The sequence below is a fragment of the Streptomyces pseudoechinosporeus genome (genome assembly GCF_054783935.1).
Genome location: NZ_BAAGPS010000005.1, coordinates 544,470 through 555,252 on the forward strand (window position 1 = coordinate 544,470; position 10,783 = coordinate 555,252).

Below are 10,783 nucleotides of genomic sequence, written 5' to 3' on the forward strand. Positions count from 1 at the left end.
CCGTGGATGACCGGGCAGGTCGCACAGATACCGGCCGCCGCGCGCCTGCCGGGCTGCGGGCGACGGCCGGGCGCCGGGTGAGGGGTGCCGGGTCCCCGATCATCCAGGCCGCCTGCGACCTGCGCCTGTCCTGGCCGACCGCGATGGGGCCTTCCGTGCCCAGGCTCGCGAGGCCGTCTAGGCGCCGCTGCCGGAGACGCTTGCCACTCGAAAACCGATCGGTGTATCCTGCTTGAAACCGATCAGTTTCCCAGCGAGTGCTTGGTCGCCAAACTGATGCAGAGATCAGTCTCGAACGCACCGCGTCCATCGCGTACTGATCACGTACGTACTCAACCTCCGGAGTCGAAATCCATGTCTTCTCACACCACCTCCAGTATCTTCGTGATCGGCGGCACAGGGGCTCAAGGGATGCCCATCGTCCGCTCTCTTGTCGCCGACAAGAAGTACTCCGTCCGGGTTCTCACTCGCGATTCCAACTCCCCCCGAGCCCAAGCGCTCCTCGCGCTCGGCAACGTCTCCCTCCTTGAAGGGTCGTTCGCCGACGAGGACGTGCTGCGGGAAGGGTTTCGCGACTGTGACGGGGTATTCATCAACATCGACGGGTTCAACACCGGCGAGAAAACGGAGACCTACTGGGCCATCCGCAGTTACGAGATAGCGATTGAAGAAGGAATCAAGTTCTTCGTCTACGGAAACCTCGACTACGCCCTCAAGAAGTCCGGCTACGACTCCAGGTTCCGCACCGGCCACTATGACGGTAAAGGCCGCATGGCCGAATGGGTACTGTTTCAGAATGAAAAGAACAGGGACCGGATGGGAGCAGCGGTCTTCACGTCAGGTCCCTACATTGAGATGGTGATCTCACCGCTCACGCCCATGACACCCACCGTTGAGGACGGTGTCGTCACGTGGCGAGTCCCTCTCGGCAAGGGAGCCGTTCCTCACGTGGCTCTCGAAGATTGCGGCTTCTACGTTCGCTGGCTCTTCGATCATCCGGAGCGGGCGAATGGCATGGACCTTGAAGTCGCCATCGAACACATGACCTATACCGATATGGCTGCGGCGTTCGAGAAGGTCACCGGGCATCCGGCACAGTACATCGACACTGATCTGGACACATATTGGAACGCGCCGGACGTGAAGGGCATTGCTGATCAACCTGCCGGTTACAACGCCGATCCCAACGACAAAAGCACCATGAGCTTCCGGGACAATTTCACGGGCTTCTGGAATACGTGGAAACACGGAATCATCACCAGGGACTACGCCCTGCTCGACGAAATTCACCCCAACAGGATCAGAAGTGCTGAGGCGTGGTTCCGTCGAGAGGACCAGACGGGAAGGGAACTCGGTAAAGGTAGCCTCTGGGAGAGGGTCCAACCGGAGAACTGGAGCCTCGACTCTGCGATCCTCAAGAGCAGTGCGGATATGAGGACGGGCAAGTTGTAAACGGGTGAGCGGTATGGCGGCTCGGTAGATGCTGAGCGATGAGTTGAATGTTCGCGATCTTCGCCGGGAGTTGCTGCCGGGGAGCGTACGGCTCCGCGGCGGTTCGTCCCGGCGGCGACGGCCGTGTCAGGGCAGACCGAGGCCGCGCAGGTCGCTCGCGTACGTGGTGATGGGGCCGGGGGACAGGTGCGGGACGGCCCGTACTCGCCGATCCCGGCGTCGCGGATGGCATCCGTGAAGCGGCCTGCCGGAGCTGGGCAGCGGTGACGGCGGCGGCGTCGGGGCCGAGCCGGCGAGCGTCCAGCACTGCGGTCCACGAGGTGCGGCGAGGCGACGCAGCACGTCCTCACGGCCATCGCCGTGAACATCGAGCGCCTCAGCAGTCTGCCGCCAACCAGACAAGCGCCCCCACCCCGGCCTCCGTCCGCCTTCCAGGACCAGCACAGGATCCCTCGGCTGAAGTCCTGGCGGGCCGTCAGCGGCTGACCTCCATGACTGCCTGGTCGATGCCATCCTCGGCCACGGCTGACAGTCGATCTGCACGCCGGCTGACCAGGCATCGCGCAGCAGAGCGCGGCCGCTTGGGCAGGGGAGAACTACTGCTCGTCGAGGACTCCAAGGGTCCCGTGCAGGACCACGCTCCGCTCGAGCGGAACCCGTCCCATGCGGAAGCCGTTCACCGGAGCAGCCTGATCGGCCCTTCCGAACGAGATACCGAAGAGGAGCCTCAGCTCCTCCGGCACGCCGAGGAACTCGCGGACGACGTCGGCGTAGAACCCCAGCATGGTCTGCGGAATGCCGTCGAGCCCGCGGGCCGCCAGCGAGAGCAGGAAGTTCTGCGCATACATGCCGATGTCACCGGCCGCCCGCACCCCGTCGCCGAACGACGGCATGAAGAGAAAGGCGACATGGGGAGCGCCGAAGAAGGTCAGGTTCTCGCGGGCCGCGGCCTTCCTCCGGGTCCGGTCCGAGCGCGGTATGCCCAGAACCTGGTAGAGGGTCGCGGCGTGGTCGTGCGCCCGGTCGAGGTAGGCGCCCTCCCCGAAGTCCGCGTAGGAGAAGGTGAAATCGGAGGAGAGCCGCCCCTCCTCGTCGGCCTTGAGCAGTTCCTTGCTCAGGGCGTTCCGGGGCGCGCCCGAGACGACGTGCACCGTCCAGGGCTGGGTGTTGCAGTTCGATGGGGCGGTTTGAGCATCTTCCAGCACGCCGCGCATGTCCGACGGGGACAGCGGGGTGGGCAGGAACTTCCGAACGGAACGCCGGGACCGCACGATGTCGGTCAAGGCTGATGCTGCGCTGGGCAAGGCGGTTCCTCTCAGTGGTACTCAGTCCCGCCACTCTTCGGCCGGGGCGCTTGCGGGCAGGGTCGCGCCGAAGCTGCAGGCCGCAGCATGGTGGGGCTGTGTGCTCTTCGTGTTCGTAACGTGCCGCCGACACGGCACCCCTTGCGCCGTCCCGTGCACGAGCGCGGCGGCAGCGGGGGGTCAGCGGTGGGCAGAGCGGTTGATTTCGACGATCTCCTCCAAGGTGGGCGTGGACGTGAGGGCGGCGAAGCGCTCCATCAGGCGGTCACGCGTGCGTGGGGCCTCGGCCCGGTCGGCCGCGGCCAGGGCCGGCTCCAGCTCCTTGAGGGTCAGCTCGGTGCAGTAGGCGGGCATGCCCGGCTGTTGGCGCCAGGAGTCGGCCGGCGCGCCGGCGTCGAAGGGGTCGAAGCCGGTGTCGTCCACCAGGCGCATGGCCACACGCCGTGCCTCGTCGGAGTCGGCCGCGACCGGGATGGCGATGCGGCCCGGGGTCCCCGCCGGAACGCCCTTGGTCTGCTGGGTGCCGGCCAGGGCGGCGTTCCATGCCTTGACCACGGGCCGCCCCAGGTGCTCGGTGACCCACAGGCTTTCCACCTGTCCGTTGTCCACCGCCTCGATCTGCCCGTTGAGGTGCGGGTAGTAGTTGGAGGTGTCGATGACCACCGTCTCACCGGGTACGGAGGCGAACAGACCGGCCAGTTCCGGGACCCGCCCGAAGGGGATGGACAGGACGATCACGTCCTTGTCCTGGACGGCCGCGGCAGGGGTCGCCGCGCGGGCTCCGGACTCCAGCACGTCGTCCGGGACGACCTCGGGGCCCCGGGCGCCCGCCACCTGAACGTCGTGACCGGCCGCGCTGAGCTTGCGGGCCAGATTCCCCCCGATCGCCCCTGCGCCAATAACAGCAATTCTCATGATTTGTCCTTCAGAGGTTGCACCACCCCTGAGGGCGGCAAGATGTGATGAATGTGCGGGCGGGGGCTGCTGGCTGCCGGGCTCCCGCTCGGTCCCCGGGCGTTCCAGGCAACCGGCCACGAGGGGGCGGCCGGTGGACTGCGGCCGGTGGCCTACGCCTCGTTGTCCCGCTCGCGGTAGCCGCTTTCGATGAGCGTGCGGAGACGGCCGAGCGACTCCTCGTCGGTGGCGCCGGTGCCGCTGATCCAGGCGACGGAAATCGCCGCGAGGAACAGGTCGTACCCCTTCACCGACGGGCGCACGTGCCCCGCGTGCTGCGCGGCCCGCACGTACTCGTCGGTGGCGGCGGTGAGGGTGTCGCAGGGCAGCGTGAGCGGGTTGTCCGGCTCCTGCGCCCTGGCCGCGGCCATGAGCGGTTCCGGCAGGCCGCTGAAGGCGCTGAAGTACTCCTCCATCGCCCGCAGCCACTGCCGCAGCGCCTCAGAGGCGTCACCGAGCTGGGCGATGTCCGCCCGGCGGGCCACCAGCTCCTCGGAGCGCGTCTGCAGCACGGCCGCCAGCAGCGCCTCCCGGGTGGGGAAGTGCCGGTACAGCGTGCCGGGCCCGACGCCCGCCTCCTTGGCCACCGCCTCCAGAGACGTGCCGACCCCATACCTCAGGAAGTGACGCTGCGCCGCTTCCAGGAGGGCCGCACGGTTGCGCTGGACGTCCGCACGGGGCCGGCGCCCCTGCTGCTCCCTGGCGCCCATACGCCCTCCTGCCTCATATGACCCTGCGGCCGACAAAACGGAGGATACCTCCGCATGAAGTCGAGCATAAACCGGAGGTAGCCTCCGGTCAAACTGCGCCACCGCGCCACCGCCCGGCCGCCGGGTCAGGACACGGCCGCGCCGTCCAGTGCGACACTGAGCGCTTGGACGAGTGCCGCTCAATCGCCACTCCCACTACCGAAACACGCCGCTGACCTGCCGTTTCATGGCACTCACAGCACTGATCACCCATGAGAGCCCTCGGCGGGGCCGAATGACGTTTCCGTGCCCTTCAGAGCGGGCACCGGACGCCCGCTCACCGCCACCCGGTGTCGCCGCTGATGGGGGACAGGGAGGACCGTGTCTGGATCTTCGCCTCCGAGAACCCGTACTTGTTGAAGACGGTCCGGTTCGTGATCCAGCGGTAGCCGTACCACGCGTCCCAGATGTAGGCCCGCGAGCTGCCGCTCGTCTTGGCCAGGAACGCATTGGCCAGCTCGCGGGCTTCGTCCCATGCGCAGTCCGCGAAGACACTGCCGCTGACAACGGCGACGCCGTTCCAGTCGTCCCAGAGGTTGAAGTAGACGGTCGCGTCGGGGATGTAGTACAGACGGCTGCCGGGGCCGACCAGGTACACCCGGTCGTGGGTGGGCGTCTTGAACCGCTGCCCCGGCGTCGGGCAGGCGGTAGTCGCGGACGCCGGAGACGAGGAGGCGTCCGGTGCCGGTGCTGACGACCGGCCGCCGACCGCCTGCACCAGGGCCGGTCCGACGGCTTCGGGAGAGGCCGCGCGCTCGCAGTGCGCCCAGTCACCGAAGCCATTCGCTCGGCTCCACAGGCGGTGGGCGGCCTGGATGTTCCACTCCGGGTCCATCGCATCACGGGGTGTGCCGCCGAGTTTCCGTAACCCGGCATCGGAGATCTGGAAAACGCCCCAGTTCCGAGTGCCATTGGCGTTCGGCACAATGTGAAGCGGATCGAGGAACGACTGGCAGTCGGCGACGGCGATCGCACGGTCAGGCGTTTTGCGGAAAACTTCGCGGACCCGCTGCCGAACCTTCTCGGGCACCCACGTGTCCATCTGGATCTTCGGAGCGTAGAGCGCCTTCTTCGTCTCCTCGCCGACCACCCCGTTGGCGTCGATGTGCGACAGCGCCTGGAAGGCGGTCACCCGACGCAGGGTCTGCGGGCCGAAATCGCCGTCGACGTCCAGCTCGGCCCCGGCTCGGGCCAGGAGCCGCTGCACCTCCCATACGCAGGTGCCGCGCTGCCCCAGTCTCACCGGCTCTGCGCAGGCCGCCGAGAACAGCAGGCGTTCCTCGTCGTCGGCGGTTCCGTCGCCGGCGGCGGATCCGGTTGCGGACACGGCCGCGATCGCCCATGCCGTGGCCCCCAGCGCCAGGACGAGCGCGATCAGGATCAGAGACCGCGACGTCCTGCGGTGCCAGGGCGGACGCGGGGCGGGTACGGCGATCGGGTCCGAGGCCGGGTCTGGGTCCGATCCGTGGTTCCCGTCCTGATCGGCACCCTGACCGCCGCCAGGGTCGACGCCCGGGTCCCGCCCCGGATCCGCGTCCGCGCCCCGGTCGGGCTCCCGCGCGGCGTCCGCCAGGGCCCAGAGCCGGTGTAATCGGCGCAGCTCCTCCGGTGACGCCCCGCAGGCCGTGGCGAACCGGTGTGCCGACCCGTAGTCCTGCGGGACGTACGAGCCGGAGCAGTACCGGTGCAGGCTGGAGCTGCTGATGCGGGTCTTCCGGGCCAGCGCCCCGTAGCTGAGGCCGGCCCGTTCCTTGAGCGCCCGCAGACAGGCCGCGAACTCGTCGAACTCCACGGGTTGCGATCCCATTTCCCTTTCCCCCTCGGCACCCGCTGTCGTGCCGTGCCGTTGCTCTGTCCCACCGGTGTCCCAGCAGGTCAACTGAAGTACAAGGTCACCACGCGTTTCGGCGTCCCAGCATCCCACCGGGCGGCGATTCGTTGCCAGGCTCCGGAGCGTCCTGCCAGCGTCGGCGTGGCTCGGGAACAGGCCAGGGGCTCGCTCCCGGCAGACACCCGTGGGCCGGCCGTCGGCCGTCGTCGCAGCCGAGTGCGCCCGCACCGGCGCGTCGTCCCTGCCCGCCACACAACACACCCAAGGAGAACCAGTGATGAGGACCAGAATCACCACCGCTCTGGCGGCCGTGGGGCTTACCGCCCTGACCCTGACCGCCCTACCCGGCGCCGCGCAGGCGTCCGACCTCGACCGGGAGGCTTCGTCGCCGGTCGCCGCCGAGGCCGCCACTGCAGATCCCGGGCAGAGGAGCGACTCGGCCGATGTCTCGCCGCAGGCCTGGACCGACTGCCCGCAGACGTACTTCTGCGTCTGGGTCGACGGCAACTACCAAGGGCCCAGGGGCCAGTTCCGCGACACCAACGGCAGCTGGCACGATTTCCACCAGTCCGCTTGTCGGACGGGCACCTGGCATTGGTGCGCCTCGTCGGGCTTCAACAACGGCACGAGCGGCATGGGCGTCGTTGTCTGGGAGCACGCGGGTTACTTCGGCCATTCACGCTGCCTCCCGAAGGGCTGGCGCCACCCCTACTTCACCCAGGTGCACTGGGACGACGCCCCGACGGTGAACATCAACGACAAGATCGGCAGCAACGAGTGGCGCTCGGACTGCCACTACTGAACCGCCCCGACCGGCGACCAGGTGACTGGCAGGCTGATCTGAACCGCCTCCGCGACGGATGACCGTCCGTGAAGCGGCAACCGTGCTCTTCATGATCGCGTTGGCCGCTCAACCACCGATCGGCGCCTGACACCTCAGCGCATCGGCAACACGAAGTACGCGCGGCCGCGCCGAAGCGAGTGGGCACGCCAACAGCCGTGCCACCACCGCCCGCCACCCCGACCGGCACCACGACGCACGGTTGCGGGAGCCGCAGTACCAAGAGCAGGTGGTCCGTAACAAGCCCTGCCCGGCGCACGCCGCTCGCGAGCTCTTCGGGCCACCAACGAGCCGACACCACCACGACAGCGAAGGAAAACCAGTGATCTGGACCAGAATCACCACCGCTGTGGCGGCCGTGGGGCTTACCGCCCTGACCCTGGCCGCCCTACCCGGCGCCGCGCAGGCGTCCGACCTCGACCGGGAGGCTTCGTCGCCGGTCGCCGCCGAGGCCGCCACTGCAGATCCCGGGCAGAGGAGCGACTCGGCCGATGTCTCGCCGCAGGCCTGGACCGACTGTCCGCTGACGTACTTCTGCGTCTGGGTCGACGGCAACTACCAAGGGCCCAGGGGCCAGTTCAAGGACTCCAACCCCGGCTGGGGCAGTTTCTACCAGTCCGCTTGTCAGTCGGGCACCTGGTCCAATTGCGCCTCGTCGGGCTTCAACAACGGCACGAGCGGCATGGGCGTCGTTGTCTGGGATGAACCGGGTTACTACGGCCATTCACGTTGCCTCCCGAAGGGCTGGCGCCACCCCTACTTCACCCAGGTGCACTGGGACGGCGACCCAGCGGTAAACATCAACGACAAGATCTCCAGCAACGAGTGGAGATCGGACTGCCACTACTGAACCGTCCCGACCGGCGAACAGATGACTGGCAGGCTGATCATGAACCACCCTTCGCGACGGATGACCGTCCGTGAAACGGCAACCGTGCTCTCCGTGATCGCGTTGGCCGCGGCCCTGATCTGCGTCGCCGGATGCGCCGCGGGCCCGGCTTCCCGCCCGGACCCCGCGGCGCCCTCGGCGCAGACACTCGAGCGCGCGGCCGTAGTACTCACCAACGACGCCACCGCGAAGCAGCAGCGCTGGCGGCTGTTCAACGCCCAGCAGCTGCTGGATCAGCAGTGCATGCGGAAGCTGGGCCTGCGGTACCTGATCACGAGCGCGGGCCCGGAGCCGTCGGCCGGGGTCACCACGGCCGACGTACTCGGATCCAGCTCGCCGCCCCACTACGGGATCTCCCCGACGGCGGACGACGGGGACGCACCCGCGCAGGACCAGTACGTGCGTTCCCTGCCCCCCGCCGAACGGGACCGCTATGTCACCGCCCTCAACGGGCCAGCCGACCAGGCGGCCCCCCTGACACTCCCCAGCGGCGACAAGGGCAGCTACGCCACCGGGGGCTGCTCGGCCCAGACCCAGGCCCACCTGTACGGCAGTGTTCGCGCCGCGTTCGAGGACGTCCTCGTGCCGCAGGACGTGAACGAACTCTTCGACACGTCTCTGGCCCACGATCGGCAGTATCAGGCGGCGCTTGGCCGGTGGCAGCGGTGCATGGTGACGGACGGAAGGAAGGCGCAGACCCCCGCGGCCTTGATCCAGTCGCTCCGGACCAAGGCCGCCCAGGGCACGAACCCCGCCTCGCTCGACCGCGAACAGCGCGCGGCCGCCACGGCGGACCGGCGCTGCGACGCCAAGAGCGGCCTGCGCTCCACGCTTGCGGCCCGGCGTGCAGCCTTCCTACGACAGCAGCCCGCAACGACGCTGTCGCGGCTGGAGGGAGTATGGCAGCTCAGGCAGCAGGCACTCCGGCGAGCAGCCTCGTAGAGCGTGTTCGGTCCCGCCGGGAAGCGAGGAACAATCCCGGCGGAACCGAACCTCCCGCCCACATCCCACGGCGCCCGGTTCGGCGACCGGGAGCGGTGCCGAGCGCAAAGCAGCCGGAGGGCAGCGGGCAACCGGCGCTGCCCATTCCCGGAGTTGAGGCCCCGCCGCTTGCCCCGGCCCGGCATACACGATCCTCGATGACTCGACCACTCAGCCTGCGCAGAACTCGGCCTCGACGGCCGCGTCCTCCAGTTTCTGCTCACCCCAGTCGCTGTTGCGGTTCATGGTCAGGACGTGTCGGCCGTCGGCCGAGGCCACCGTCCGGGTCCCGGATCCGGGGATCATGCCGCCGTGGCCCCAGGCCGAGCAGCCCGCTTTGAGCTTGAACTGCCGGATACCGAGGCCGTAGACGTCCTCCGGACCGCCGTGCCCCTTGTCTCCGTCGACAGGGACGGCGTCGAGCAGCTCCCGTTGCTGGGCGGCGGGAAGCAGCTCGCCGCCCAGCAGCTTGGACAGGAAGAGGTTCACGTCTCCGACGGTCGAGATCATCTGCCCGGCCGAGAAGGCCACCGTGGGGCTGAACTCGGTGACGTCACGCACCTTTGCGTGCGGCCCCTCCTCGAAAAGGGTCGAGTAGTGCGTCGCGTGCGGTGACGGCAGTTTGGGCGAGGTGCCCGGCACGCTGGTGCCGTGCAGGGCGAGCGGCTGGATGATGAGGCGCTCGACCGCATCCTTGTAGGTGTCGCCGGTGGCCTTCTCGATGATCATTCCGGCGAGGATGTAATTGGTGTCCGAGTAGTCCCACTCACCGGGCTTGCCGGGCCTGCTGCCTCGCTCCGGCTGGAAGTTGGGCGGGTGGGCGAGCGCGATGGCCAGCAGCTCTGAAGGGGACCACTTGGTGTGACGGTTCCTGTCGAACTCGTCCCCCGCGTACTTGGCGCGGAATCCCTCGTCCATGTTGTAGTCGAAGATCCCGCTCGTGTGGTTGAGCAGATGCCGCACGGTGATGTTCTCGGGCCGGTAGCGCTTGCCGCGCACCACCCCGGGCAGCCTTTTCTCCACACTGTCGTCCAGCGACAGCCTTCCGGCGGCTTCGAGCTTGAGGAGCACCGTGGCGGTGAAGGTCTTCGTCACGCTGGCGATGCGGAACTTCTCGTGGGTGCTGCGCGGATGCCTGACAGCGAGGTCGCCGACACCCGCCCGGCCGTTCCACACCCCGTCGGCATCGCGCACCTGGGCGACGACTCCGGGGGTGCCCTGCGCGACGATCTCATTCAGCACAGCCTGGGTCTTCGCGTGTAAGCGGGGAGGAGCACGGTGGGGCGAATCGGCGGTGGTGGGAGTAACTGCGGCGAGCGTGCCCATGACGATGAGGGCGACGAGCAGACGACGAGACAATCGGAGATCACTCATGCGACAAGCTCACCAACTGCGCGATCCACGCACCATCGGGGAGAACCCGGGATCCGCTCGGGGAGACACCCTAAGGAGTCCCGTACATCATTCGACGTGCTCGATGCGTCCACGGCACGGTTACCGTCGCTGCGATCCGACTCTGGCTGCGTTCATGATCCGCATGGGCGTCACACATCGGATCCGCCCCTGAGCTGCCGCCTCAACGTCTCCATGTCCGAAGCGATCCATTCTTCGGCCAGTTCGCCGTCGGCGGCACGGTCCGGGCCGAGGGCCGACGTGGACACCTCGGCGGGTGCCTGGTCGGTCATACGGGGGTGACCAGGCGGCTTCGGAGTTCCGGGCATGGCCGGATCCGGATCACGACCGCATCTCGGGTCCTTGTTGCCACTGACACCTCTCCAATCG

Annotated in this window: 10 protein-coding genes; 4 read left to right on the plus strand and 6 right to left on the minus strand. The window is 68.2% G+C overall.

Going from position 1 to position 10,783, the window contains the following annotated elements; all coding sequences use genetic code 11:
- Positions 1-354 precede the first annotated feature (354 nt).
- A complete protein-coding gene (locus ACYVO6_RS09270; RefSeq protein ID WP_461059155.1) occupies positions 355-1,452 on the plus strand; it encodes an NmrA family NAD(P)-binding protein in 1,098 nt (365 codons plus the stop codon).
- 596 nt (positions 1,453-2,048) lie between these two features.
- On the opposite strand, the gene ACYVO6_RS09275 is transcribed toward ACYVO6_RS09270, so the two are convergent.
- The 4 genes from ACYVO6_RS09275 to ACYVO6_RS09290 all read right to left on the minus strand — a co-directional run bounded on the left by ACYVO6_RS09275 (position 2,049) and on the right by ACYVO6_RS09290 (position 6,266).
- Entirely contained in the window at positions 2,049-2,756 is a 708-nt protein-coding gene (locus ACYVO6_RS09275; RefSeq protein ID WP_461059157.1) for a nitroreductase, read from the minus strand.
- A 180-nt stretch (positions 2,757-2,936) separates the two neighbouring features.
- Complete coding sequence (locus ACYVO6_RS09280) at positions 2,937-3,671, minus strand: NADPH-dependent F420 reductase (protein ID WP_461059159.1); 735 nt, start codon at positions 3,669-3,671, stop codon at positions 2,937-2,939.
- A 152-nt stretch (positions 3,672-3,823) separates the two neighbouring features.
- On the minus strand, positions 3,824-4,420 hold the full coding sequence (locus ACYVO6_RS09285; RefSeq protein ID WP_461059161.1) for a TetR/AcrR family transcriptional regulator: 597 nt from the start codon (positions 4,418-4,420) through the stop codon (positions 3,824-3,826).
- Between the two features lie 316 nt (positions 4,421-4,736).
- Positions 4,737-6,266: a helix-turn-helix domain-containing protein gene (locus tag ACYVO6_RS09290; protein ID WP_461059163.1), complete on the minus strand. Its 1,530-nt coding sequence runs from the start codon at positions 6,264-6,266 to the stop codon at positions 4,737-4,739.
- 301 nt (positions 6,267-6,567) lie between these two features.
- On the opposite strand from ACYVO6_RS09290, the gene ACYVO6_RS09295 reads away from it, so the two are divergent.
- The 3 genes from ACYVO6_RS09295 to ACYVO6_RS09305 all read left to right on the plus strand — a co-directional run bounded on the left by ACYVO6_RS09295 (position 6,568) and on the right by ACYVO6_RS09305 (position 8,962).
- Positions 6,568-7,092 carry a peptidase inhibitor family I36 protein gene (locus tag ACYVO6_RS09295; protein ID WP_461059166.1) on the plus strand — a complete coding sequence of 175 codons (525 nt, stop codon included), beginning with the start codon at positions 6,568-6,570 and terminating at the stop codon, positions 7,090-7,092.
- Positions 7,093-7,453: 361 nt separating this feature from the next.
- The gene (locus tag ACYVO6_RS09300; protein WP_461059168.1) at positions 7,454-7,981 is read left to right on the plus strand and encodes a peptidase inhibitor family I36 protein; all 528 of its coding nucleotides are present in this window, start codon (positions 7,454-7,456) and stop codon (positions 7,979-7,981) included.
- A 60-nt stretch (positions 7,982-8,041) separates the two neighbouring features.
- A complete protein-coding gene (locus ACYVO6_RS09305; RefSeq protein WP_461059170.1) occupies positions 8,042-8,962 on the plus strand; it encodes a hypothetical protein in 921 nt (306 codons plus the stop codon).
- A gap of 210 nt (positions 8,963-9,172) precedes the next feature.
- Here the strand turns inward: ACYVO6_RS09305 and ACYVO6_RS09310 are convergent, their stop codons facing one another.
- Positions 9,173-10,375, minus strand: coding sequence for a serine hydrolase domain-containing protein (locus tag ACYVO6_RS09310; protein WP_461059172.1), 1,203 nt, complete (start codon positions 10,373-10,375; stop codon positions 9,173-9,175).
- A 170-nt stretch (positions 10,376-10,545) separates the two neighbouring features.
- The gene (locus ACYVO6_RS09315) at positions 10,546-10,686 is read right to left on the minus strand and encodes a hypothetical protein (protein WP_461059174.1); all 141 of its coding nucleotides are present in this window, start codon (positions 10,684-10,686) and stop codon (positions 10,546-10,548) included.
- Positions 10,687-10,783: the final 97 nt, after the last annotated feature.

Coding starts and splice junctions, on each gene's coding strand:
- ACYVO6_RS09310 (WP_461059172.1), bottom strand. CDS start 10,375: ATGAGTGATCTCCGATTGTCTCGTCGTCTGCTCGTCGCCCTCATCGTC.
- ACYVO6_RS09295 (WP_461059166.1), top strand. CDS start 6,568: ATGAGGACCAGAATCACCACCGCTCTGGCGGCCGTGGGGCTTACCGCC.
- ACYVO6_RS09285 (WP_461059161.1), bottom strand. CDS start 4,420: ATGGGCGCCAGGGAGCAGCAGGGGCGCCGGCCCCGTGCGGACGTCCAG.
- ACYVO6_RS09315 (WP_461059174.1), bottom strand. CDS start 10,686: ATGACCGACCAGGCACCCGCCGAGGTGTCCACGTCGGCCCTCGGCCCG.
- ACYVO6_RS09305 (WP_461059170.1), top strand. CDS start 8,042: ATGACCGTCCGTGAAACGGCAACCGTGCTCTCCGTGATCGCGTTGGCC.
- ACYVO6_RS09270 (WP_461059155.1), top strand. CDS start 355: ATGTCTTCTCACACCACCTCCAGTATCTTCGTGATCGGCGGCACAGGG.
- ACYVO6_RS09290 (WP_461059163.1), bottom strand. CDS start 6,266: ATGGGATCGCAACCCGTGGAGTTCGACGAGTTCGCGGCCTGTCTGCGG.
- ACYVO6_RS09280 (WP_461059159.1), bottom strand. CDS start 3,671: ATGAGAATTGCTGTTATTGGCGCAGGGGCGATCGGGGGGAATCTGGCC.